The organism is Sphingobacterium sp. R2 (assembly GCF_040760075.1).
Lineage (GTDB): Bacteria > Bacteroidota > Bacteroidia > Sphingobacteriales > Sphingobacteriaceae > Sphingobacterium.
On record NZ_CP142884.1, the window covers coordinates 350398 to 373669 of the forward strand.

Sequence of the window (23272 nt, forward strand, 5' to 3'; positions counted from 1 at the left end):
TTAAAATTAAATTTAAGCATTTGGGATTATAAAGAGCAATATTTTTTAATATTCCTCTCCTTCTCCTACTTCGTTTGTATTTGACACCCTCTTCTTTGATTTGTTTAAATCTTGGCTACCAAACCGGTAGGAAAGCGACAAAGTAAACATTCTTTTCATCCAACGGTGTTCAAAATTAGAACTCAATTGTGGTGTCTCAGTAAAGCCCTGCATTTTCCGAGTATTAAATACATCTCTAACATTGAACATAATAGATGCCTTCTTATTTAGCACATCTTTTTTCAATGCAATATCAACACCTTTCATAGCGTTCATTTTCCCTTGTGCCATCACCCGCGAAGAGTTATATTCACCACGAACTTGCGCTGAAAACGTTGGCGTAAAACGATAATTAGCCGTTAAGTTGGTATTGTATGCAAAACCATTGGATGCTTTAACATTATAAGCCTCATTCGCCTTAAAATTGATATTGATCAGATTAAGATTGAATGTAAAATCAAAATCTTTAGTTGCATTGACTTTAGAAATAAATTCAAATCCGGAGAGATTTCTACTTGTCAAGTTCTCCCAACGGCTGTAGGTCACACTGCTCAAGGTGTCCACAAAATAAACATAAGGCTGCATCACCTCATTGGTATGATTGAAGTACGCAGAAGAAATCAAATTCACCTTACCGAATGTTTTCGCAAAACTCAACTCAAAGCCGTGAACATCTTCAGGCTTCAAGTTGGGATTCCCCTGCCGTCTGTTCATGTCATCTGAAACATTCAAGAATGGATTGACTTGCCAACCTCTCGCTCGCTGAACTCTTCTAGAATAGCTGAATTGGATTTTATCACCTTCATCACCAACATTGTATGTTAAAAATAAGGTTGGATATAGACGAAAGAAATCTTGACTGGCCTTAGTTTCCTTGTCGATAACAGTCGGGTCTTTTGAAAAATAAGTAGAATTTAAGTTAAATTGCTCAGCACGCAAACCTACTTGATAACCTATTTTATCCGATAGTTTCCCTTGGTAGTTGGCATAGAGGGCATGCACAGTAGACGTAAAATCAAAATCATTGCTGATGCCATAGTCTGGCAGATAGTTACCATTAGCTACCGACAACGTATCCGAGAATTGAGTATCGAATGACTTTCTGATTTGCGAACGGTAACCTGCCTCAAATTTACTATCTTCTGAAAAAGGGAGCACATAATCCGCTTGTATATTGATATTTTTACCGTCTTCCGAACTGACATTATTTCGGCCTGTGCTAGATGTCCCAGAGCTAAACTCCTGTAAAAAAACATTTGTGCCATCTTCCTTATCGCGTCCATAGCTTGCATTAGCGGTCAGCTCTTCACCGGATCGCTTAAATTGATGTCTAAAATCCATTGTAAATTCATAGCCTAAATCATCCTCGAGTTGGCGAGATGTTCTAGTGCTCGTGCCAGATAAGGTTGGGTGATTAAAATAACGGTACCATAGGTCCTCACCACGGTTATTATCCCTGATGCTCACATTACCAGAAAGGCTCAAGGAAGTCTTATCGGAAACACTATAGTCCACTCCAGCTTTTATCGTATGACTATTACCCTTTCTTGATGATTCCGAATTATTGGATATCTCACTATTGTTATTTTTAAAGATATTATCAACGGCACCGCTTCCAACCATATGGCGTTTGTTGAAATTATAAGATCCAAAATAATTAAACTTTTTATCCCTATAATTCAAGGTGAGTCCTGCCATGTAGTTATCATAGGACCCGGCAGAGGTATTGATAGATCCATTTAATCCGGTTCTGATATTCTTCTTTAAAACGATATTGATGATCCCAGTCTGTCCCTCGGCATCGTATTTGGAAGAGGGATTGGTAATGACCTCAACTTTATCGATTGAATTAGCAGGTAGACTTTGAAGCAACGATGTCACATCGCTTCCGGCTAAAGCGGACTCACGTCCATCTATTAAAATTTTTACGCTACTTGATCCGCGCAAACTGACCGATCCGTCCTGATCAACCTGTAGGGTTGGAACATTAGCTAATACATCTGTTGCAGTTCCGCCAGCACTGACCAAGCTCTCGCCTACATTGAACGTTTTACGGTCTATACCAATTTGCATGGCTGGAACCCTTCCTTCAACCACCACTTCATTCAAGATATTACCTATGGGCTTCAATGCAATGCGGCCTAGATCTTTACTCTTTCCTCCTAAGACCTCTACAGCATCAATAGATTTTGTTTCATAGCCGACATAGGAAAAACGTATATTGTATTTACCGGGTTTAATATCAGATAACAAGAGAAATCCTTGGTCTACAGACTGTCCGCCTTTGACAAAGGTATTATTTTTCGTATCCATGAGTGCGGCACTTGCAGATAATATAGGCTTAGCGGTTGCGCTATCGACTAAAATAGCTTTGATTTGACCTGTTTGAGCAAAAAGAAAAACAGGTGAAAACAACAAAAATAAAAAAGATTTAAACGATTTAGCGTTAAACAACATGAGAGCTTCAGCTTAGTTTATAGTTATGATCTACAAAGAAAACTAAAACTTATAGACAAAACCGAAGCGTAACCATATTATTACGGTAACAAAAGAATGGCAAGTTATTCTACAGAGACAGTTAAACCTTCTGCTTTCAAAATTTTGCGATAGATTTCCATCTCCGTATAACTCCCTTCCAGTACAGCACATTTTCCTTCAGTATGTACTTTCCAGGCAATCTTCTCGGCTTGCTTTTCGGTATATTGCAAATGATAAATTAAACAGTGAATCACATGTTCAAACGTATTGGTTTCATCATTCCATAAAATGAGTCGATTAGACTCTTTGACCGAGGCTAATATCTCTTCTAACGTAAAGGTTTCTTCAGCAGTTTGGGTACCCATGCTGCAAAAATAGAATATTTTTTTCTAAATTAACGATATTATAAAAGGGAAGAATACAATCAATTAGCAGAATTTATTATGTTACAGTCAAAAATTGCAGGAATTGGCTATTACGTTCCAAAAAACATCTATACCAATGACGATCTCACACGCTTTATGGATACCAGTGACGAATGGATTCAAGAACGAACAGGAATTAAAGAACGTAGATATGCCGACCGAATAGGCGAGACCACCACAACAATGGGAGTCGAAGCGGCTAAAATTGCCATCGAACGAGCCCATATTACATCTGAAGATGTCGACTTCATCATCTTTGCCACCTTATCACCAGATTATTATTTTCCGGGCTGCGCCGTTCTACTGCAACGGGAAATGAAGATGAAGGAGGTCGGGGCACTGGATATTAGAAACCAATGTTCTGGTTTTATATATGCGCTTTCTATTGCCGATCAATTTGTCAAAACAGGGATGTACAAAAATGTATTAGTGGTTGGTTCGGAGAAACATTCTTTTGCACTTGACTTTTCTACGAGAGGACGAGCCGTTTCAGTGATTTTCGGCGATGGTGCTGGAGCAGTAGTTGTGCAGCCTACAACCGAAAATGGCAAGGGAATCCTGAGCACGCACTTACATTCAGATGGAGCCGAAGCCGAAAAGCTAGCGATGTATTACCCCGGAGCTTCCAGTGGAATTTGGCTAGATAAAATGCCCAAATGGCCGGATCAGGAATTGGGCGGATTATTGATGACCAAAGAGATGCTCGAAGATGGAACTGCTTTTCCAAATATGGATGGCCAGGCCGTCTTCAAAAAAGCTGTTGTCAAATTTCCTGAGGTCATTCACGAAGCGCTGGCAAAAAATAATTTAAAAACCAGTGATATCGATTTATTGATTCCGCATCAGGCCAATCTTCGCATTTCGCAATTTGTACAGAAAACTCTCGGATTAAGGGAAGATCAGGTATTCAACAACATTCAGAAATATGGGAATACCACTGCAGCCTCTGTACCGATAGCACTATGCGAGGCTTGGGAAGAAGGAAAGATTAAAGAAGGTGATCTCGTATGCTTGGCAGCTTTTGGAGCAGGGTTTACCTGGGGCTCGGCCTTGATTCGATGGTAATTTAGTTGATTAAAAAAAGGTGCTGATCATATGATATGATCAGCACCTTTTTCTATGTGTTTCCGAATAAAAACTATCCGTTTGATAATGCTGCTGCACCAGATACGATCTCCGTCAATTCTGTTGTAATTGCTGCCTGACGTGCCTGGTTATAAGATAGCTTCAATGACTTTAATAAATCACCTGCATTTTCTGTCGCTTTATCCATCGCTGTCATACGTGCTCCATGCTCAGAAGCATTCGAGTCTAAAACAGCTTTGTATAATTGAATCTTGATTGCTTTAGGAATCAACTCCTCGATAATCTTCTCTTTGGAAGGCTCGATAATATAATCCACCTCAGCTTCTATTTTTGCTTTATGCGTATGTTGTTTGTTTTCTTCTACAGGTAATAATGGTAAAATCTGCTCTGCAGTCAACTCTTGAACTGCTGCATTTTTGAACTGATTATAAACCACTTCAACACGATCAAAATTACCTTCTTTGAATTGTTCCATGATAAATTCAGTCACCACGGATACAGAACCAAAATTTAAATCAGAAAACAAATCAGAGTGATTAGCTACCACATTAAAGTTACGCTTCGAAAAGAAATCATAACCCTTTTTACCAATACCAATGATACTCAAATTTCCTTTCGCATGTTGCTGGGCATATTTGTTGGCGATCAAGTTATTCGTTGCTTTGATAACATTTGCGTTGAATGCTCCGGCCAATCCTCTGTTAGAAGAAACAACAACGATCAACACCTTATTTGGCTCGCGATCCACTGTAAAAGGAGAATTACTTCCCTCAACACTCGCAGAAACATCCGCCAAAATATCTCTTAGTTTATTCGCATATGGTCGCAATTGTAAGATAGCGTTAGTAGCGCGTTTCAATTTAGCAGCCGAAACCATTTTCATAGCTTTCGTGATCTGCTGTGTTGATGATACTGAGGTAATCCGGTTTCTTACTTCTTTTAAATTTGCCATATTTGTTTTAAGTATTAAGTACCTAGTATTGAGTATCGAGCCTTATCGATAGACTCAATACCAAATACTCATTACTATTAATATTTTGATGCTAAATCCTTAGCTACTGTTTCTAATACTGCAGTTAATTCATCGGAGAACTTATTCGCTTTAAAAGCTGACAATACTTCTGGATGACGTTGCTCCAATTGAGTCAAGAATTCTTCTTCAAATTCTCTCACTTTATTTACAGGAACGTTACGCAACAAACCTTTAGTTCCGATATAAATGATTGCAACTTGCTTCTCAACAGAAACCGGAGAGTATTGACCTTGTTTCAAGATCTCAACGTTACGAACACCTTTATCCAAGACAGATTTAGTAGCAGCATCTAGATCAGAACCAAATTTAGCAAAAGCTTCCAATTCACGGTACTGCGCTTGATCCAACTTTAGTGTACCAGATACCTTTTTCATCGGTTTGATCTGCGCATTACCACCTACACGAGAAACAGAGATACCTACGTTGATCGCTGGACGGATACCTGCGTTAAACAAGTTAGACTCCAAGAAGATCTGACCATCTGTAATTGAAATTACGTTGGTTGGGATATAAGCAGAAACGTCACCCGCTTGTGTTTCGATGATCGGAAGCGCAGTTAATGAACCACCACCTTTTACCAAATGTTTGATTGATTCTGGTAAATCGTTCATGTTGCGTGCGATATCATCCGAAGAGTTTATTTTCGCTGCACGCTCCAATAAACGGCTGTGTAGATAAAATACGTCACCTGGGTATGCTTCGCGGCCCGGTGGACGACGTAACAACAACGAAACCTCACGGTAAGCTACCGCTTGTTTAGACAAATCATCATAAACGATCAATGCCGGACGGCCTGTATCACGGAAGAATTCGCCGATAGCAGCACCTGCCATAGGCGCATAGAACTGAAGTGGAGCAGGATCAGCAGCAGATGCAGCAACAACTACTGTATAAGCCATAGCACCTCTCTCTTCCAATGTACGCACGATATTCGCAACGGTAGAGTTCTTTTGACCTACGGCAACGTAGATACAAAATACAGGTTCTCCTGCATCGTAGAATTCTTTTTGGTTCAAGATTGTATCAATACAAACAGCTGTTTTACCTGTTTGACGGTCACCAATAACCAACTCACGTTGACCACGACCAACTGGGATCATCGCATCGATCGCTTTGATACCTGTTTGTAATGGCTCAGTTACCGGCTGACGGTAGATAACACCTGGAGCTTTACGCTCGATAGGCATTTCATACAAATCACCTTGAATAGGTCCTTTACCATCGATTGGTTGACCTAAAGTATTTACAACACGTCCCAACAAGCCTTCACCAACTTTGATGGATGCAATACGGTTGGTACGCTTAATAGTATCTCCTTCTTTGATTTCATCAGAAGGACCTAAAAGTACAACCCCAACGTTGTCTTCTTCTAAGTTTAATACAATACCTTGTAATCCGTTATCAAATTCAACCAACTCACCGGACTGAACTTTAGTTAAGCCGTAAATACGAGCAATACCGTCACCCACAGCAAGTACGGTACCCACTTCCTCTAGTTCGGCTTCTGATTTAAAGCCCGACAATTGCTCTCTTAGAATTGCCGAAACTTCATCTGGTCTTACCTCTATCATTTTAATTATTATAAGGGGTTTTTTGATTTATTTTACTTCAAATCTCAGAAAAAACTAATTATTCTGATTCAAATATCTTTCCAATTTATTCAACTTACCAGCAATACTTGCGTCAATCTGGCGATCGCCGATATTGACCACAAAACCACCGATCAAATTATGATCAACTTTATTGACCAATATTACTTGAGCATTGGTTTCTTTTGCAAGTACATCTTTCATCGCCGCCAAATTAGCTTCAGAAAGTGGCGCTGCAGATGTAACTGTAGCATTCACAATTCCTTTCACCTCATTAAACTCACGAATAAATTCTTGAGCCGTGGCATATACTATCTCACCACGACCTTTATTGATCATGATCTTAAAGAACGCCAAGATATTTGGATTGATCTTATCTCTAAATAGCGCATCCAATACGTTTTTCTTTTTATCCAAAGGGACAATAGGATTGGCCAAAACAGCTTGCAGTTCGGTACTGGATTTCAAAACCGCAATGAATGAATCCATATCGGTCTTGATTGTTTCCAGTGAGCCTTGCTCGCCTGCCAAGTCAATTAATGACTTCGCATATCTCGATGCTACTTTAAATACTGACATAATTCTATTTCGTAATTTGAGTGACCGGATTAGTTCAATTTAACGTCATTAAGCAAGTCTGCTACTAAAGCTTCTTGCTTTCCTTGGTCCTCAAATTCTTTGTTTAACACTTTACGAGCAATATCCAAAGACAGAGATGAAACCTGGGACTTAACCTCAGCCAAAGCTTTGTTCTTTTGTTCGTTGATCTCCTCTTTCGCTTGAGCAATCATTTTTGCACCTTCAGTCTGTGCCTGAGTTTTTGCCTCAGCTACGATCTTATCCTTAAGCTCTTTAGCCTCTTTAAGGATAACGTCGCGTTCTGCGCGTGCTTCTTTCAGTAATTGTTCGTTTTCATTTGTTAAACGAGCCATTTCCAATTTAGCTTTTTCAGCTGCCTCCAAAGCGCTTGCAATACCTTTTTCACGTTCGTCTAGGGCATCCACAATTGGTTTCCAAGCGTATTTACCTAATAAAAAGATAATAACGACAAGGACGATGACCATCCAAAAAAACAAACCGTACGAAAACGAATGTATTAATTTATCCATTGTTATACTATATAATGATAATTTTTATTTTTTAAGATTCAGGAATAATATAACCTGCAACCAACCGTTGCAGGTTATATCATAAAACCGTTGTGACTATTTACCTAATAATAAAGCACCGAATGCTAAACCTTCAAGTAAGGCACCAATGATAATCATTGCAGTTTGGATTTTAGATGCTGCTTCTGGTTGACGAGCGATAGCTTCCATTGCAGAACCACCAATTTTACCTAAACCTAAACCTGCACCGATAACGATTAAACCGGCTCCAATTAAATTGTACATAATGTATGATTTGAATAATTAAAAAATTTGCTAATTAATGATCGTGATGTTCTTCAACAGCCATACCGATAAATAAGGATGACAACATCGTAAAAATAAATGCTTGTAAAAAGGCAACCAATAACTCAATAACCATCAAGAAGATTGTTAAGAACATGGAAACACCGATACTACCCACTACTGTCAATTGGTGTTGCAATAAATAAACAATCGCAATCAATCCCATCACAACCGTGTGACCAGCTGTAATATTTGCAAACAAACGAACCATCAAAGAGAATGGCTTTGTAAACAAACCCAATACTTCAATTGGCGCCAAAACGAATTTAAACGGAACAGGAACACCCGGCATCCAGAAAATGTGTTTCCAATAGTTTGCGTTTGCTTTGATATTTACAATTAAAAAAGTAAAAAGAGCCAAACATAATGTTACTGTAATGTTACCTGTCACATTAAATCCTAGTGGTGTCAAACCAACTAAGTTCAAAATCCAGATCAAGAAAAATACAGACAATAAATAGGGCATAAATTCTTTATAACGATGACCGATGTTTGGAATTGCCATCTCATCACGCACATAGATAACCAAAGGCTCTAATACACGTCCTACACCTTTAGGTAAGTTGTTAGCACCCTTTTTATAGGTTTTAGCCAAGCTTATAAATGCCCAAAACATTAAAAATGCAGCCAAAAATAAACCTACAACACTCTTTGTGATCGAGAAATCCAAAGGCATCGCTACTGTAGGATGAAAATCGACAGCATCGTGAATTTCATGAGAACCGACAACATAAGAAGTTTCAAATTCCTTTTTCACTTCCTTTCCATTCTCGTTTACAGTCATAACATAACTACCGTCGGCATTTTTGCGGTACTCATGACCAGCTAAATTACCAGTAGCATCGGTCTTATAAATTTTGCCATGGTATAATGCATAGTATTGACCATCAACTTCAGCAACCTTATTACCGTGATCAAATGCAGAAGCCATAAAAACTTTCAAGCCATTGTCAATCAAAATAACTGGCAATGAAAAGCCAAAGTGTTTACCTGTCTCTTCATCGGAAAAGAAGCTAAAATAATAATCATCTTGTAAGTGATGCTCAATATGGCTATTGATTTCCTCAGCCTGCGATTTTTCTCCGTGTGCATGCTCATCGGCCTTTGTTAAAAATGGCGCAACTGCAAACAGAATAACTGCTAAAAATTGAAGTGTTCTTTTAAGACTCACGATACTACTATTATGTTATTTAAAATTTTTGCGAAAATACTACATATAAAGCATAAAAGCTACTTTAATATTACATTTTTTTGAAAAAACTATCGTTTTCTCCATTAGGATTTGTTTAAAGCCTTATAAGCAAATACCACATCGTAAAAAAGGAATAAAACGACAACGATCAAATAGTTATATTTTAAAATATCGGCCTGTGGTTTTGCTAGGCCGCTATGGATATACAGATAATTTAGGACAAATTTTAACGTCAATAATCCTAAGAAAATAAAACCGACATATTGTGGAAATTGCTGTGAAAAGTAAGTCACTCCTGCCATAATAATAATCGATAAAATCAATTGAAAAACATATATTTCATACAATGGAAAATGTAGATCATCTAGATTTTGTATTCCATCAAAAGATTTTAACAAAAAGAAATGAAGGGCAAATACCAATACCGCAACAAAAAATAAAATAAGTGCCTGCTTTAAATATACTATCATCTATCGTTTAATCGATTCACTTGTCTAATGACCTGGTAGAGAGAAATCCCAATCCCAGCAAGGGTACAGATTTTCATCCATAATTGGTTATCACTATGAAACTTGCCGTCCAACCAATCTCCTAATAAATAAAATACGTAAATGGTAAAAACCATCTGAGTCGAAATAGTTGTCAACACAAGCCACTTGTTAGGATCTTTCTTGTCTTCCATAAGAAATCGTCAGGTTATCAATGGACGCTCAACAAACTACATCACAATATTTGTTACAAATATACATCATAAATCCTTATTGCCTACAATCCCAAAACTTTTTGTCCAATTTTAATATCTGGATAGTCGATATCTGTCCCCAAAAGCATTTTAAGTTCAGAAGATGATTTATCTGGGTTTGTCCGGATCACATCTAGTATACGATCCAACTTCTCCTGCTCGATCAACTCTGTAGCCTCCACTTCTGTCCCTACAAAGGTAATCAAATGTCCGTAAATCGTGCCTGCAACCATCCCGCGCTTACCTGCTATTTCAGCAATGCTCATTCCATCCTTAAACATTTCTAGAGAAATCTCTTTCGTATCTAATTTTTTAGGTCCTTCTTCATCTGCAGTTTGCGCAGCCAAATCATCTTTCTCTTTAGTCTTCACACGAGCAGCTACATCCGACATCGCCGTTTGAAAATCTTCCCGTTTGGATAGTGTAGCAGCAATAAGAAGACAATGCTGCAACTGTTCGCGTTTTCGCTTGTAATCAAGCAATAGCGCTTTCAACTCGTCAATATATTTCTTGGTACGTTTTCGTATCTGATACTCTTCGATATGTTTGTTCAGCGCATCAATCAGATCGGTATCCATTTTTGGCAAAAACCAATTGACTGCCGCGGTAGAACGCTCACAGATAACATCGTAATCAATTGCATTTTTATCACGTAACAAATCATATAACACAACAATAAACTTGTGGGCAACTTTCTCTTGCATCTGCAGGTGCTTGACCAGTTGCTGAAAAAACAATACCGCTTGTTCCTTACCATCAATGTTACGTTCTTCAAGCGACTTCAATAAATCAGACGTCTCCACCAATAAGCCATCCCACCGAAATCCGTGCATCAAAATCTGACCAAGGTAATTCCGTTGGCATTGCTCCAGAATCGAATTGATATCAGGCTGAGCCTGCGCGCGCTGTGCAAATTCAACAACCTGATAATCGGTACGGATGGCATAAGAAGGAATGATAGACTTTAATACAAGTCCATCTAAACTCGTTAAACGGCTCAATGCAACATAAACCTGACCTGCTGCAAAAGAGGTACCCGCATCAATGATTGCTTTTTCAAATGTTAATCCCTGACTTTTATGGATAGTGATCGCCCAGGCGAGCCGAAGCGGAAATTGTGAGAATGTACCTAAAATCTCCTCTTTAATCTGATCTTGTCCCTTATCATAATTATAACGGATATTCTCCCAGGTCTCCCTTTTTACCGTTACAGATTCAGAGCCATCAGGAAATGTAACCGTTACTGTGCCCTGCACCGTATCGATATCCTTTACCGTACCAATCTTTCCATTGTAATATTTACGCTCATCTCCCGAATCGTTTCGAATAAACATCACCTGTGCCCCTATCTTTAAGGATAACGTTTCTTCAGCGGGGTAGGAACCCTGCGCAAAATCATCTTTGACAACAGCTTTAAGATTTAACATTTTCCCCGATAATGAGGCCAACTTCGCTCCGTTTATTTCATCCGCATTTCGATTATGGGAGGTCAATGTAATATACTGCTCCTCTTCATTTGGGACAAAGTCCTGTTGATAATAACCATTTAAGGTCGCTAGCATTTCACTTGTACACTGGTTGTTTCGTATGGCATTCAAAATGGAAATAAAACCCTCGTCTTGCTGACGATAGATTTTATTAAGCTCTAACATTACCAACGAATTATCTCTCAATATCTTGGCATTGAAGAAGAAAACAGAAGAGTAATGATCTTTTAATACATTCCACTCGGCATCTTTCACGACAGGTGGCAACTGGTACAAGTCTCCGATAAACAACACCTGCAATCCTCCAAAAGGCCGCATATCGCGACGAACAGATTGAAGGATAACATTAATCGCATCCAATGTATCTGCGCGAACCATCGACACCTCGTCAATCACCAACAGTTCAAGTTCCTGCAAAATCGCCCGGCGTTGCTTCGTCAGTTTAATCGTGCTAAAGAGACGCGATTTATTGTAAATATGACTATCCTGCTCGTCCCACCGCAACTCATAATCTTCTATAAAAGTTCCAAAAGGAAGCCAAAACAAAGAGTGCAAAGTCGTTCCGCCTGCGTTCATCGCAGCAACGCCAGTAGGTGCGGTAATCGCCATCTTCTTGTAACTATGCTCCTTGATATACTTCAAGAACGTCGTTTTTCCAGTACCTGCCTTCCCTGTGATAAATACGTTTTGATTCGTTTGGTTAACGAAAGCAACAGCCTGCATAAATGCAGTATTTTCCCGATCGACTTGAAAGTTTGACATATCCTGAAATTAGATTGATCACAAAATTAGCAATTTCATTTTTAACTTTACCTGGCACATAGCTATTGAGCACGACCAAAGAAACAACTATAGTTGGTATGTAAATATTGCTAAAACGGTTAACTTAAATTATTAATAGATTTTTTTTATATTTAGCTGCTAAATTAACGAATAACAAATTTTTAGAATTGTAATATGGCTATAGATAAAATTGCATTGTTTGAAAATGTACAGGAAATGCTGACTTCCAAAGGTTTTCGTATCGATAAATCAGATGCAGCGCGTCCTTGGGGCGGATTTTTCGTCATTGACGAAACGCAGGCACAGGAATTTGCCGATGAATATTTCGGCGGAATGGATGTGCAAGAATTAAGAATATCCGGAAAATTAAGTCCTAAAATTCTAATTGTTGCACCGGATAAAAGACTATCTTGGCAATACCACCACCGCCGTGCTGAAATCTGGCGTGTTATTCAAGGTAACGTAGGGGTTATGGTTTCTGACACAGATGAAGAATCTGTTGTATCTACATTGAAAGAAGGCGAAACAATCCGATTGCGCCAAGGACAACGCCACCGTTTAATTGGATTGGACGGCTTCGGTATTTTAGCAGAAATTTGGCAACATACAGATGCCAACAACCCTTCTGACGAAGACGATATCGTTCGCGTACAGGACGATTTTGGCAGGTAATAGTCCCACAGGACCGTTACCGCCAAAACAAAGATTCCCAATCAACAATTGGGAATCTTTGTTTTTACCCCAAACATAATGCCCTAGCAACTGATTCACTCCCTTACAGATGCATTTCGTCGCTTCTTTGCAAGCTCTCATACCCCCGTGGCCATTTCAGCTATTCCATAGCGCAATTCATTAGAAGAGAATAGTATTTTTTATTATTTTAGTAAAGATATAAGCAACTATGACATGATGAGCAACGACGACACTAAAAGAGGATCTGGTATATTAAACAGTCTGAAAAAATTAATTTTTGAAGATGATCAACCCCAGCAAAGCCAGCGCCCACAAACGCCATCGGCGCCTGCACCAAATACTATTCCAAACACCCCTTATAAGGAACCATCCTATTCTCCTGCTACGCCAACAACTGGCAAAACACCTCCTCCAATCCCGATAACGGCCAACGATGGAACTACCGACCTTAAAGAAATGAAATTAAAGGTCTATGCCATTTTGGAAAAACTAAATGAACAAGGGGTAGACTTTTTTGAGGTATGGAATGCTGCTGCAGCGATGGGAAAAGTGGAGGAAAACACACTCAAAGCGGCTTATACATCACTTAAATTTGTAGACAGTTCGTTAACTAAGGATAAACTAGTAGCAACTGGCACAAATTATGCTAATAAACTGAAAGAAACCATTGCCAAAGAATCGGAACAAAAACAGGCTGAAAAGAGAAAGACTGAACAGGACCGAACCATGGAGATTGCAAATCTGAACACTGAAATCAAAACAATAACGGAGAATATCGCCAAATTGCAAGATGACCTACAGAAAAAACAGCTCGCTTTGGGACAGATTAATGAAAAGTACGCACCCAGAATTAAAGATATTGAACAAAAAATAAACATCGGCAACGCGGCCGTTGATGAGGTTGTTACCGAAATCAACACTGCACTACGTATGATTAATCAATCGATAACATAAAAATAAATCAATGGAAAGAAAAGATCAGTATGTTAACATTCCCGCTGAGATAAAGACGCAACTTCCGATATTTCAAGTATTGGGCGATCATCTGCCTGCACAGCTACAATCTCCAGAAGCAAAAAAGACTGCATCAAAAGTTTTCTTTTGGGCGCTTTTACTTGGCGGAGCCTTTGCATTTTTCAAATATCTACCGATTATGCTGGAATATGCCGGAAAAAGTATACTTTTTGTGATATTCAGTATTATCCTGATTACCTTATTATTGCTAGCGCCAAAGATCATTTCGCTATTGCACCGATTGGGAACCGTCCTACTATTTAAAGGTGAAAAATCCATCATTAGAAATAACCCAATAGAAACCTTACAATTGCTGTCAAGAGATGCAAAAGACACGCTGAAACGAGTAAAGGAAAAAATTAGCAATGTCGATGGAGTCCGTATTGATATGATTCAAAGTGGTGAAACAGCACAAAAGACTGCGGAAGAAAAATATACGTATGCCAAACGTTTTACAGCGGAAGCAGCTAATCTCGACGAAAAATCGAAAGAAGAAGCCAGTAAAAATAACGCAGAAAAAGCAAATGCTTATGCCAGAGATGCTAAGGAAACGCGTACTAAAGCCTTTCTATTGGGAAAAGAAGGAGAATCAGAAGAGCAAAATGCGCGTAGCTATGTCCAATATGCCAATCAGTTTGCTAAAGTATTGGAAGTACTCAAAGACAATGAAAGTGCCGCCCGAATTTATGTTAGCACCTTAGATAGCAGCATTTCCATCATTTCGAAGAAGCTAGAAGCGACCCAAAAAATGAAGAATGCCACCGACGGCCTTGCTGATGTGTTCAATATCAAAGATGGCTGGGCATTTCAAGAGGCCATGAATGCCGCAACAGGTGCCATTAGCCAAAATATAGCCTCTATCCGGTCCAATTTGGATTTCCTGGATCAAAACAACAACATCACTGTCGGTGGAGCGCCAACGCAGGGTGAATTAGAAGAATTCATCCGCAAAGTAGACGAGCGCAATCTGAAGGTTTTGAATGTAACGCAGATGACAGACGCTAGCTATGAGCTCAAGCCCGAAGAGAAAGTGGATAAAGGATTTACATTACTTGATTAACTATAAAATTATATTACTTCAACATTATGGAAGAAAAATCAACATGGGCAAGATTAAGATGGCCTATTAAAGCAATTATTATTGCCTTACCTATTTTGGCAATCGGTTACTGGGCAATGCAATCGGGCAAATTTGATGCTAACCCTACTGTACAAACAGACTCAACCAGTCACAAAAATGCGGATTCAAACCCCTCATCGGGCTCGAAAGACATTCGATCATTCAACTATCAACCTGAAAAGCCTGTTGACGGTGAATACAAAGGAGTGGTTGAAGTGGGCGCCTCTGGGTTCAATTCCTTCGTCGTCAATATGGATAAAGAGAATCGTTGGGAAATCGTTTCCAAAGATTTTGGAAAATCTTTTGCTTATGAAGGATTGGCAAATACCGAAGATATTCGCAAAGGATTAAAAGACTATATCGGCATGATGCTGGATAAAGGTGTTAAATCGAAAAATATACATTTCGTCATTAGCTCTGGAGCGCAAAAGGAACCCAAAACAACTATCATTAGCAGCGAACTTAGAAAAATGGGCTTTGTGGTCAACTTGGTTACAGCAGAGCAAGAAGGAAAGCTTGCATTGAAATCGGTCCTTCCAAAAGCATATGAAGACAATGCATTTGTTGTTGACATCGGGTCTGGTAATACAAAAATTTCATGGATCGATGGCGATACAAAATCTGTCGAAGCACCCGGCGCAAAGTACTATGAAAAAGATCTCAAAGATGATGCTGTCTATGCAGAAGTAAAAAAATTAGGCGAAAAGATTCCGGAAAATAAAAGAGAAGTTTGTTTTATCATCGGTGGCGTTCCATTTGAACTTGCGTCGCAAACGCGCCAAGGTGAAGAACGTTTTACCGTTTTGAATGCCCCAGCTTCCTACAACACTGATAAAATAAAAACAAAAAGCGGTGTTAACATTTATAAAGCAATTAAAGATGCGACCAACTGCGATACCTTTGTTTTTGATTGGGACGCCAACTTTACCATTGGATTTCTACTATCGTTAAACAAATAGGCACCTTTTAGCCTATAAAAAAACGCTGTTCTCAAACTAAGAGAACAGCGTTTTTTATATAACCTTTTTTGTCATCCCATAAAACTCAAGAGATACAAAACAATAATGATCGCCAATACCAAAAAAGCGATTTTCCAAAAGCTATAAGGTCGTTGCCCGTACACTTTACCATTAAATGCATTAACCATGATCTGATAACTCTTTCCTTTGTATTGATAAGCAGATAACCAAACGGGCAAAAGAATATATTTCAATTTAATGGATTTAAAATCACTATCAATGGAATCGATATCCTGCGTATCGCCACCGATGTCATTCTCAACCTGTCGCTCGATTTCCCGGTCCATAATCGCTCGGGCAGTTGTTGCCGCTTTCACATGACCTACACTGAAAGTTTCTGCGATAAAACCACTCAGATACTGCTCATTGAAAGGTTTTAGATAGCCCAAATTCCACGGCCCGATCTTTTCCGAAAACTTTTCCGGAAGGGAGGTTGATCCAGAAATAACAATATCCTTAAATTGGCTATAAATAGTACCTGAAGTTGGATACCAGTTGGTTCGTCTTTCTTCGTACTCTTCTGTTTCGCCATCCGAATTACGCCTCGTCCTTGTCACATAATAATACTCACCACGCGAGCCGATGTAATCAGAATTCACCTCTGCATCATAGGACCAAAAAGGAATATATACCCCCTTTAAACGGTCATTCCTAGCGTTAAAAATCCGCTTAAAGTCATTCGGTGCAAACCATACCTTCCCAGCCCATTGCGTCAATAGCCCAAAAGCACTTTTATAGTCAACACCAAAAGGAACAACACCATGCGGTTTTACAATACGTTTTTGCTGATGGTCAATGACCAATGGTGATGCACAAAAGGCACACAAATCTGCCGTAACATGAGGATTCAAACGCGAGTTTGCACCACAGTTGCCGCAATGCACGACCTCAGCTAAATAACTATATCGTTCATCTTCGAGTCCTTCCATCGCGGCTCCAAAGACCTTATAATCCGTTGATTCAATACGCCCATTTTCTGGCAACTGATCAGCTATTTCATTTCTGGTTCCACAATAGGAACATTCCAAATAGGAAGTACCGGGCTGATAAGTCAGAATTGCACCACAGCCCTGACATTTCAATCCTTGCTCTATCTCGGAGGTTTTTTCTTCAAAACTCATACAACACAGTCATGCGTTTCTTTCCTAAACTCCTGGTATCGGAGGCGGAATCTGTGAAAAAAGTCCTTTCAAATCGCTCACCTTATCAGCTTCAATCCAGTTCTCAAGTCCTTCTCTCCAAACGAGGGTAGCCGTATTTAGCGTGCCATCCTGGACAAGGCTACTCAATTGTTCATGATCAAACGGTCCTTCCTGTTTTCCTTTAATCGCGAGATAATAAGCGACGCTTTTAGGCAGCGGCGGCGGCCCCGCTGTTGTAGCAGAAGCCCCTGCACCCCCTACTCCAGTTGGATTGTTTCCATCAAAACTATTTTGTTGAAAGACATTTCCCATTTGACCAACCATTCCCGCTCCCAGTCCCGCACCAAATCCAGCACCTACGATCCCTCCACTAGTTGGGTTCTCAGCAGCTTTCTCCATCGAATTAGCAGCTTGAAATTGAGCATATGCTCCAAGATTACCAACAACGCCCATGCTACTTCGCTTATCAAGTGCCTTTTCAACTTCCTCTGGGAAAGAAATATTTTCTATTAAAAACTTCGTTAAACTTAATCCCAACTCATCAAAATCGGCTCCAATTTTCTGCTGTATCAAGGCTGACACTTCATCGTAGTTGGATGCAAGATCCAATGCAGGAATTTTGGACTCAGCAATAGCATCCATCCCTCTCGATACCGCAATGTTTCGAAGCTGTTCTGTGATATCTTCAACCGTAAATACCGGTGTTGTTGAAACCAACTGTTTCATGAACACGGTAACATCTTTCACTTGAAAGGAGAAATTACCAAAAGCTCGGAGTCGAATGGGTCCAAATTCAGGATCCCGCAACATGATTGGATTTTTTGTACCCCATTTCTGATTAACAAATTGACGAAGATTCACAAAATAAACATCCGCTTTGAAAGGACTGTTGAATCCATACTTCCACCCCCTAATGGTAGTCATGATGGGCATGTTTTGGGTTGTCAATTCGTAACGACCGGGTTGAAAGACATCAGCCACCACACCTTCGTTTAAAAATACGGCTGCCTGTCCTTCCCTCACGGTCAATTGTGCACCCATTTTTATTTCATTCTGATACCTTGGAAATTTCCACACAATTGTATCCGTACTATTATCGACCCATTCGATAATATCGACAAACTCATTCCTGATTTTATCAAATAATCCCATAAATTATTCGCTTTAAAATTACTTACACTAAATGTAAACATTTCCTGGCAAACCAGCAATTTTCATCATCTGGACATAAACTGGGGATATCTAAAAAATTTAGCCTTTTAGACTACTTATCGTAGTTTATTTTTTTTACTTTTGCTAGCTAAGTTCAACATAAATTTATGAGTACATATAACGAAGACAGCATTAGGTCCCTGGATTGGAAAGAGCATATTCGCCTTCGTCCGGGAATGTACATTGGAAAGTTGGGGGACGGTTCGGCCTATGATGATGGTATTTATGTTTTATTGAAAGAGGTCGTTGACAACTCCATCGATGAGTTTGTTATGGGAGCTGGTAAAACGATTGATATCACGGTAAACGAGAATAAAGTTTCCGTACGCGATTATGGACGTGGTATTCCAATTGGTTCTGTTGTTGATGTTGTTTCTAAAATCAATACAGGTGGTAAATATGATAGTAAGGCTTTCCAAAAGTCCGTCGGTTTAAATGGGGTCGGTACGAAAGCAGTGAACGCTTTGTCCAGTCAGTTCACCGTACAGTCCTATCGGCAAAATATTACCCGCATCGCTCAATTCGCTAAGGGAGAATTAGTCAATGATGAACAAAAAGAAACAACGCAACGAAATGGCACAGCGGTAACATTCTATCCAGACGACTCCATTTTCCGGAATTATAAATACAGACTAGAATTTGTTGAAAACATGATCTGGAATTATGTGTTCCTGAATTCTGGGCTTACGATTAATTTCAATAATCAGAAATTTATTTCCGAGCATGGTCTAAAAGACTTATTGGAACGTAATATTGATGCCGAATCCATGCGCTATCCAATTATTCACCTGCGTGGTGAAGACATTGAAATTGCCATGACACATGGACAACAATATGGAGAGGAATACTATTCCTTCGTAAACGGACAACATACAACCCAAGGGGGAACACATCAGGCAGCATTTCGTGAAGCACTCGTCAAAACGATCCGCGAATTCTACAAAAAAGAATTTGACGCATCGGATATTCGGTCTTCAATCATCGGAGCAATCGCCATCAAAGTACAAGAACCTGTTTTCGAATCTCAAACTAAAACAAAATTGGGTTCCCAAAGTGTCGGTCCTGAAGGCCCGACTGTAAGAGGCTTCATTAATGACTTTGTAAAAAAAGCATTGGATGATTACCTGCATAAAAATCCAGCTACGGCAGATGCCCTTCAGAAACGAATCCTGCAATCCGAACGCGAGCGCAAGGACATCGCGGGTATTAAAAAACTGGCCAACGAAAGGGCAAAAAAAGCCTCTCTTCATAATCGTAAACTACGTGACTGTAAAGTGCATTTTAGCGATAAAAACGAACGCAACCAAGAAACGACACTGTTTATTACCGAGGGGGATTCTGCTTCTGGTTCGATCACCAAATCACGCGACGTACAGACTCAAGCCGTGTTTAGCCTAAAAGGAAAGCCGCTTAACTCTTATGGAATGTCCAAAAAGATTGTTTATGAAAACGAAGAATTCAATCTTTTGCAACATGCACTTAATATTGAAGATGGTCTAGATGGATTACGTTACAACAATATCGTTATCGCTACCGATGCCGACGTTGATGGAATGCACATCCGTTTGCTATTATTAACGTTTTTCTTACAGTTCTTCCCAGACCTTGTTAAAGCAGGACACGTTTCCATTTTGCAGACGCCCCTTTTCCGTGTCCGCAATAAAAAGGAAACAATTTATTGCTATTCCGACGAAGAACGGCAAAAAGCAATCGCAAAATTAGGAGCTAAACCCGAAATCACCCGATTCAAAGGTCTTGGTGAAATATCACCTTCCGAGTTTGGTTTATTTATCGGAAAAGATATCCGCCTTGATCCTGTTATCTTGTCCAAAGACAATAAGATTCAACAGTTATTAGAATATTACATGGGTAAAAACACGCCCGATAGACAAAAACATATCGTCGAAAATCTACGTGTTGAAGTTGACCTAGAAGAAGAACTAACAAAAAAAGCGGGTTAACATAGCCCGCTTTTTTTCAATAACCTACAACCAAATTTCATGCACAACCAAACCCTAATTTTGATCCAATGTCAAGACGCCGTTGGACTAGTCGCCAACATCTCAAACACGCTTGCAAAATATCAGCTCAATATTGTCACCATGCGCGAATATGTAGATGAAGAAGCCAATAAATTCTTCGTGCGTGTAGTCTGTAACGGTCTAGTAATGGATCAAAAACAGCTTTCCGACTCCTTGGCTGAGGTCCTTCCTCCCTCTGCTCAAATACAGATCAACCCCAATACCCGAAAAAAGATTGTTGTCTTGGTGACCAAAGAGCATCACTGCCTTGCAGACATACTTGTACGACAGCATTTCGAAACTTGGGGAGCCGAAGTGCAGGCTGTCATTGGCAATTATGAATCGCTACGCTCTTTTACAGAAAAATTCGACATTCCTTTTCACTGTATCTCACATGAAAACCTGACAAAGGAAACGTTCGAAAAACAACTGATAGCACAAATCCAACAATATCATTTCGATTATATCATTTTAGCTAAATTCATGCGAATCTTATCACCAGCGTTTGTTGGAACTTTTGAGAATAAATTAGTGAATATCCACCATTCCTTCCTACCGGCATTTATCGGAGCCAACCCCTACAAACAGGCACATGCAAGAGGTGTTAAGATTATTGGAGCCACAGCGCATTTCGTGACCGACCAACTTGATGAAGGTCCGATCATCGTCCAGGATATACGGCATGTCAACCACACCTACACGGTAAAAGACATGGTTACTGCTGGAAAGGAAATAGAAAAAGCCGTTTTAAGCCGTGCAATTCGCCTGCTTAGCGAGGATCGTGTCATGCGCAATGACTACAAAACAATTGTATTTGAATAGTGATTACAATCATATCCCCATAAAACAATCATTACTTTTTTTTAGCGTTATTCTTCATTATTTCGTAAAAGAAATATTTAAGAATGACGCATACTTTTCATATCCCCGTATTAGGCCTAGCTTTCTCGATCGATTCAGCAATTAAGGTTGCACAGTACGGAATCTCCTCAGTGATGTCTATCGTTGACGATGAACTAATCGAGCGCATGCGCTGCTATTACTGTGGAGAATATCAAATCCCCTATCAACCAATCCGCACATCTGAAGAAGATTATCGGGCAAATAGAATCACAGCATACCTCAATCTGGTACAATTTGTGGTCAATAAACAAATTACAGCCTTAAAACATCAACCCTTTACAAAAGGCTCAGAATTGGCAAAATACTTTCAGCTTCTACCAGATTCACATCCCTCCAAGCCGCTGTATCACGCTATGGAGATGGAAACAAATCTGGCCATTAAGACCGAACTCCAAGATTTATTGATCACTTATCTAAAGCCGGGTGACATTGATGTTAATATCATGTCCAAAGTTGATAAGATAAACTATAAAGACGGTAAGGCATTAGACGAGCGCTTTTCGGATGCACTAGCAGCCTTACGTGGCTTTGCAAATTCCAATCTTCATTCTTCGCTTATCCTTTCCGCTGGAATGAATCCACACCTATATGCTTACCTTGCTGAATTGCCAGCTTTCTTCCCTGATAATGAAAGTATGTTCGACAAAAAGGTAACTCTCAAAGTAAGCGATTTCCGATCGGCACTCATTCAGGCAAAATATCTCGCCAAAAGAGGGGTTTGGGTATCTGAATTCAGAATAGAATCCGGTTTGAACTGTGGTGGACATGCTTTCGCAACGGATGGCTTTCTTCTTGGTCCAATCCTTCAAGAATTCAAAGAAAAGAAAGAAAGTTTAAAAGCCGAACTTTTCGAGATATACCAAGAATATTGGAATGCTCAAAAGCGCTTTTTAACCATACCTCCCGTTATCAAATATACCGTTCAAGGAGGGGTGGGTACCGCTTCAGAACATCAGTTTTTTTTAGATTATTATGGATTTGACGCTGTAGGATGGGGATCTCCATTCCTAATGGTACCCGAAGCAACTACGGTAGATCAAGAAACGTTGAAAACATTGGAACTTGCCGAAAAAGAAGACTTCTACTGCAGTGGAGCATCTCCATTAGGCATTCCATTCAACAACTTTAGAAAAAGTGGCGCTGAGCACTTACGAGTAGAACGAATTAAAAAAGGCCGCCCTGGAAGCCCCTGCAAAAAAGAGTATCTTATTTCCAACACCGAGTTCGGTGACAAGCCCATCTGCACCGCATCACGCGTATATCAACATCAAAAGATACAGGAACTAAAACAACAAAACCTGTCTGCTGCTGAATACGAAAAAGCTTTTGAGGCCATTACCGAAAAGACCTGTCTTTGTGAAGGACTCGCAGCGCCTGCCTATCTTAAATACAATATCCAGAAGACTAAAGAACAGACCGCCGTCGCCATTTGTCCGGGTCCAAATCTTGTTTGGTTTAAAAAACAATACACTTTACGGGAAATGATCGATCATATCTATGGCCGTATCTCAGTCTTTGAAAATAACAATCGCCCATTTGTCCTGATCAACGAACTCAACCTTTACATTGATCATATTCAAAAATATGTAACAGATAATCAAAACATCATTAATGATAAAAAGGTAAAGTATGTAGCCAAATTTAAAGCGCAGTTACAAGCTGGGATTGCTTACTATGATGAGCTAGCTCAACACTTATCACATATCCCGCAGAACATCATTGCAGCCATCCCAAAGCAGCTGGAAATCGCATCGCTACGGTTGAAGGATATCCATATGTAATGCGCCTGATGCATATTAAAACAATTGTCTCTGATAACAAACACGGGGCGCTTAAATAA

At 39.6% G+C, this 23272-nt stretch carries 21 protein-coding genes; 8 read left to right on the forward strand and 13 right to left on the reverse strand.

The window, feature by feature from the left end; genetic code table 11:
• Positions 1–45 precede the first annotated feature (45 nt).
• Together VXM68_RS01625 and VXM68_RS01630 are read right to left on the reverse strand one after the other, a co-directional pair.
• On the reverse strand, positions 46–2496 hold the full coding sequence (locus VXM68_RS01625) for a TonB-dependent receptor (RefSeq protein ID WP_367210251.1): 2451 nt from the start codon (positions 2494–2496) through the stop codon (positions 46–48).
• A gap of 104 nt (positions 2497–2600) precedes the next feature.
• The gene (locus VXM68_RS01630) at positions 2601–2882 is read right to left on the reverse strand and encodes an ATP-dependent Clp protease adaptor ClpS (RefSeq protein ID WP_209581393.1); all 282 of its coding nucleotides are present in this window, start codon (positions 2880–2882) and stop codon (positions 2601–2603) included.
• A gap of 78 nt (positions 2883–2960) precedes the next feature.
• On the opposite strand from VXM68_RS01630, the gene VXM68_RS01635 reads away from it, so the two are divergent.
• Positions 2961–4007 (forward strand): 3-oxoacyl-ACP synthase III family protein, encoded by a 1047-nt coding sequence (locus VXM68_RS01635; protein WP_367210252.1) that lies wholly within the window; start codon positions 2961–2963, stop codon positions 4005–4007.
• Positions 4008–4080: 73 nt separating this feature from the next.
• Here VXM68_RS01635 and atpG read toward each other — a convergent pair whose 3' ends face one another.
• From atpG to VXM68_RS01680, 9 genes are all read right to left on the reverse strand, one after another.
• Positions 4081–4980 (reverse strand): ATP synthase F1 subunit gamma, encoded by a 900-nt coding sequence (gene atpG, locus VXM68_RS01640; protein ID WP_367210253.1) that lies wholly within the window; start codon positions 4978–4980, stop codon positions 4081–4083.
• A 77-nt stretch (positions 4981–5057) separates the two neighbouring features.
• On the reverse strand, positions 5058–6632 hold the full coding sequence (gene atpA / locus VXM68_RS01645; RefSeq protein WP_075994168.1) for a F0F1 ATP synthase subunit alpha: 1575 nt from the start codon (positions 6630–6632) through the stop codon (positions 5058–5060).
• A 54-nt stretch (positions 6633–6686) separates the two neighbouring features.
• The gene (gene atpH / locus VXM68_RS01650; protein ID WP_367210254.1) at positions 6687–7229 is read right to left on the reverse strand and encodes an ATP synthase F1 subunit delta; all 543 of its coding nucleotides are present in this window, start codon (positions 7227–7229) and stop codon (positions 6687–6689) included.
• Between the two features lie 29 nt (positions 7230–7258).
• Positions 7259–7759, reverse strand: coding sequence for a F0F1 ATP synthase subunit B (locus VXM68_RS01655; RefSeq protein ID WP_367210255.1), 501 nt, complete (start codon positions 7757–7759; stop codon positions 7259–7261).
• Between the two features lie 96 nt (positions 7760–7855).
• The gene (gene atpE / locus VXM68_RS01660; RefSeq protein WP_021188666.1) at positions 7856–8044 is read right to left on the reverse strand and encodes an ATP synthase F0 subunit C; all 189 of its coding nucleotides are present in this window, start codon (positions 8042–8044) and stop codon (positions 7856–7858) included.
• Between the two features lie 34 nt (positions 8045–8078).
• Positions 8079–9275: a F0F1 ATP synthase subunit A gene (gene atpB, locus VXM68_RS01665; RefSeq protein ID WP_294187494.1), complete on the reverse strand. Its 1197-nt coding sequence runs from the start codon at positions 9273–9275 to the stop codon at positions 8079–8081.
• 104 nt (positions 9276–9379) lie between these two features.
• Positions 9380–9766, reverse strand: a complete 387-nt coding sequence (locus VXM68_RS01670) for a hypothetical protein (RefSeq protein WP_293956705.1) — start codon at positions 9764–9766, stop codon at positions 9380–9382.
• Positions 9763–9978 carry an AtpZ/AtpI family protein gene (locus tag VXM68_RS01675; protein WP_209581368.1) on the reverse strand — a complete coding sequence of 72 codons (216 nt, stop codon included), beginning with the start codon at positions 9976–9978 and terminating at the stop codon, positions 9763–9765. The genes VXM68_RS01670 and VXM68_RS01675 overlap by 4 nt, the downstream gene beginning before the upstream one ends.
• An 83-nt stretch (positions 9979–10061) precedes the next feature.
• The gene (locus tag VXM68_RS01680) at positions 10062–12287 is read right to left on the reverse strand and encodes a helix-turn-helix domain-containing protein (protein WP_367210256.1); all 2226 of its coding nucleotides are present in this window, start codon (positions 12285–12287) and stop codon (positions 10062–10064) included.
• Positions 12288–12482: 195 nt separating this feature from the next.
• Between VXM68_RS01680 and VXM68_RS01685 the strand changes: the two genes are divergently transcribed.
• From VXM68_RS01685 to VXM68_RS01700, 4 genes are all read left to right on the forward strand, one after another.
• Positions 12483–12980: a phosphoheptose isomerase gene (locus tag VXM68_RS01685; RefSeq protein WP_293956709.1), complete on the forward strand. Its 498-nt coding sequence runs from the start codon at positions 12483–12485 to the stop codon at positions 12978–12980.
• Positions 12981–13214: 234 nt separating this feature from the next.
• Complete coding sequence (locus VXM68_RS01690; RefSeq protein WP_294187496.1) at positions 13215–13955, forward strand: hypothetical protein; 741 nt, start codon at positions 13215–13217, stop codon at positions 13953–13955.
• 10 nt (positions 13956–13965) lie between these two features.
• A complete protein-coding gene (locus VXM68_RS01695; RefSeq protein WP_293956711.1) occupies positions 13966–15075 on the forward strand; it encodes a hypothetical protein in 1110 nt (369 codons plus the stop codon).
• Between the two features lie 26 nt (positions 15076–15101).
• Positions 15102–16094, forward strand: coding sequence for a hypothetical protein (locus tag VXM68_RS01700; protein WP_367210257.1), 993 nt, complete (start codon positions 15102–15104; stop codon positions 16092–16094).
• Between the two features lie 71 nt (positions 16095–16165).
• On the opposite strand, the gene VXM68_RS01705 is transcribed toward VXM68_RS01700, so the two are convergent.
• The gene (locus VXM68_RS01705) at positions 16166–17275 is read right to left on the reverse strand and encodes a hypothetical protein (RefSeq protein WP_294187498.1); all 1110 of its coding nucleotides are present in this window, start codon (positions 17273–17275) and stop codon (positions 16166–16168) included.
• A gap of 24 nt (positions 17276–17299) precedes the next feature.
• Complete coding sequence (locus VXM68_RS01710) at positions 17300–18448, reverse strand: SPFH domain-containing protein (RefSeq protein ID WP_293956714.1); 1149 nt, start codon at positions 18446–18448, stop codon at positions 17300–17302.
• A gap of 167 nt (positions 18449–18615) precedes the next feature.
• Between VXM68_RS01710 and VXM68_RS01715 the strand changes: the two genes are divergently transcribed.
• From VXM68_RS01715 to VXM68_RS01725, 3 genes are all read left to right on the forward strand, one after another.
• Positions 18616–20469, forward strand: a complete 1854-nt coding sequence (locus VXM68_RS01715; RefSeq protein ID WP_293956715.1) for a DNA topoisomerase IV subunit B — start codon at positions 18616–18618, stop codon at positions 20467–20469.
• A 39-nt stretch (positions 20470–20508) separates the two neighbouring features.
• Entirely contained in the window at positions 20509–21351 is an 843-nt protein-coding gene (gene purU, locus VXM68_RS01720) for a formyltetrahydrofolate deformylase (RefSeq protein ID WP_293956717.1), read from the forward strand.
• A gap of 83 nt (positions 21352–21434) precedes the next feature.
• Positions 21435–23213 carry a hypothetical protein gene (locus VXM68_RS01725; protein ID WP_367210258.1) on the forward strand — a complete coding sequence of 593 codons (1779 nt, stop codon included), beginning with the start codon at positions 21435–21437 and terminating at the stop codon, positions 23211–23213.
• Positions 23214–23272 lie beyond the last annotated feature (59 nt).

Excerpts from the sequence above, each read along its gene's own strand:
- VXM68_RS01625 (WP_367210251.1), bottom strand. The coding sequence starts at position 2,496 with ATGTTGTTTAACGCTAAATCGTTTAAATCTTTTTTATTTTTGTTGTTT.
- VXM68_RS01630 (WP_209581393.1), bottom strand. The coding sequence starts at position 2,882 with ATGGGTACCCAAACTGCTGAAGAAACCTTTACGTTAGAAGAGATATTA.
- VXM68_RS01635 (WP_367210252.1), top strand. The coding sequence starts at position 2,961 with ATGTTACAGTCAAAAATTGCAGGAATTGGCTATTACGTTCCAAAAAAC.
- atpG (WP_367210253.1), bottom strand. The coding sequence starts at position 4,980 with ATGGCAAATTTAAAAGAAGTAAGAAACCGGATTACCTCAGTATCATCA.
- atpA (WP_075994168.1), bottom strand. The coding sequence starts at position 6,632 with ATGATAGAGGTAAGACCAGATGAAGTTTCGGCAATTCTAAGAGAGCAA.
- atpH (WP_367210254.1), bottom strand. The coding sequence starts at position 7,229 with ATGTCAGTATTTAAAGTAGCATCGAGATATGCGAAGTCATTAATTGAC.
- VXM68_RS01655 (WP_367210255.1), bottom strand. The coding sequence starts at position 7,759 with ATGGATAAATTAATACATTCGTTTTCGTACGGTTTGTTTTTTTGGATG.
- atpE (WP_021188666.1), bottom strand. The coding sequence starts at position 8,044 with ATGTACAATTTAATTGGAGCCGGTTTAATCGTTATCGGTGCAGGTTTA.
- VXM68_RS01670 (WP_293956705.1), bottom strand. The coding sequence starts at position 9,766 with ATGATAGTATATTTAAAGCAGGCACTTATTTTATTTTTTGTTGCGGTA.
- VXM68_RS01675 (WP_209581368.1), bottom strand. The coding sequence starts at position 9,978 with ATGGAAGACAAGAAAGATCCTAACAAGTGGCTTGTGTTGACAACTATT.
- VXM68_RS01680 (WP_367210256.1), bottom strand. The coding sequence starts at position 12,287 with ATGTCAAACTTTCAAGTCGATCGGGAAAATACTGCATTTATGCAGGCT.
- VXM68_RS01685 (WP_293956709.1), top strand. The coding sequence starts at position 12,483 with ATGGCTATAGATAAAATTGCATTGTTTGAAAATGTACAGGAAATGCTG.
- VXM68_RS01690 (WP_294187496.1), top strand. The coding sequence starts at position 13,215 with ATGATGAGCAACGACGACACTAAAAGAGGATCTGGTATATTAAACAGT.
- VXM68_RS01695 (WP_293956711.1), top strand. The coding sequence starts at position 13,966 with ATGGAAAGAAAAGATCAGTATGTTAACATTCCCGCTGAGATAAAGACG.
- VXM68_RS01700 (WP_367210257.1), top strand. The coding sequence starts at position 15,102 with ATGGAAGAAAAATCAACATGGGCAAGATTAAGATGGCCTATTAAAGCA.
- VXM68_RS01705 (WP_294187498.1), bottom strand. The coding sequence starts at position 17,275 with ATGAGTTTTGAAGAAAAAACCTCCGAGATAGAGCAAGGATTGAAATGT.
- VXM68_RS01710 (WP_293956714.1), bottom strand. The coding sequence starts at position 18,448 with ATGGGATTATTTGATAAAATCAGGAATGAGTTTGTCGATATTATCGAA.
- VXM68_RS01715 (WP_293956715.1), top strand. The coding sequence starts at position 18,616 with ATGAGTACATATAACGAAGACAGCATTAGGTCCCTGGATTGGAAAGAG.
- purU (WP_293956717.1), top strand. The coding sequence starts at position 20,509 with ATGCACAACCAAACCCTAATTTTGATCCAATGTCAAGACGCCGTTGGA.
- VXM68_RS01725 (WP_367210258.1), top strand. The coding sequence starts at position 21,435 with ATGACGCATACTTTTCATATCCCCGTATTAGGCCTAGCTTTCTCGATC.